The sequence below is a fragment of the Kitasatospora sp. NPDC059803 genome, assembly GCF_042732255.1.
GTDB lineage: Bacteria > Actinomycetota > Actinomycetes > Streptomycetales > Streptomycetaceae > Kitasatospora.
The window spans coordinates 5,726-6,520 of sequence record NZ_JBHWIJ010000009.1 but is presented as its reverse complement, the minus strand read 5'-3'; the positions used below and the strand labels follow the sequence as shown (position 1 = coordinate 6,520).

Sequence of the window (795 nt, the reverse complement as noted above, 5' to 3'; positions counted from 1 at the left end):
TGCTAACCGCACCCCACTCGCGCGTTGCCGGGGGGGCCGGCTGGGGGGGGGGGGGCCGGTGGTACTGGGGGGGGGGGGGCCAACCGCGGCCTGGTGACGTCCGGGTCCTGTCGTCAGTTACCGGGCGGCTGAGTCGGCGCGGATCTCAGCCCGTCCAGGGTGAGGTCGAGGAGGCGTTCGGCCTGCTCGCGCTGCTCGGGTTTGGCCGAGGTGAGGGAGATTCCGGCGAGGGCGGCGAACATGTCGGTCGGACGGATGTCGGAGCGGATCGTTCCGGCGGCGGCACCGGCCTCCATCAGGGAGTTGAGGGCGCCCTGAATCATCTCGTGACTGTCGGCGTAGGGGTTGCTGCCCGAGGCGACGACGGCTCGCAGGGCATCGGCCATGCCGTATTTGGCGGTGGCGTAGTCGATGAAACGGCGAGTCCACACCCGCAGGGCCTCGGCGGGCGGCATCGTCGCCAGGAGGCCGGCGGCGGCCTCGCACAGCCGGGCCACTTCGTTGCGGTACGCCGCCTCGATCAGCGCCTCTCGGGTCGGGAAGTTGCGGTAGAGCGTGCCCGTTCCCACGCCCGCCTCCCTGGCGATCCGCTCGAAGTGCGCGTCGAGCCCCTCCTCGCTGAACACGCGCACCGCGGCGGCCAGGATCTTGTCCCGGTTGCGCTGCGCGTCGGCCCTCAGCGGGCGCCCTGCCTCTCGGGTCATCGGCGGCTCGCTCCCTCTCTCCGTTGCTCATTCTCCGTTGCTAAGTGGAGGCTCCCCCCCATAAACAGGGCGCAATTGCGGGGGCACCACC

The 795-nt window shown here is 71.3% G+C and carries 1 protein-coding gene; it reads right to left on the bottom strand.

What is annotated here, in order from left to right; all coding sequences use genetic code 11:
- Nucleotides 1–113: 113 nt before the first annotated feature.
- Complete coding sequence (locus tag ACFV6I_RS02700) at nt 114–704, bottom strand: TetR/AcrR family transcriptional regulator (RefSeq protein WP_380423344.1); 591 nt, start codon at nt 702–704, stop codon at nt 114–116.
- Nucleotides 705–795 lie beyond the last annotated feature (91 nt).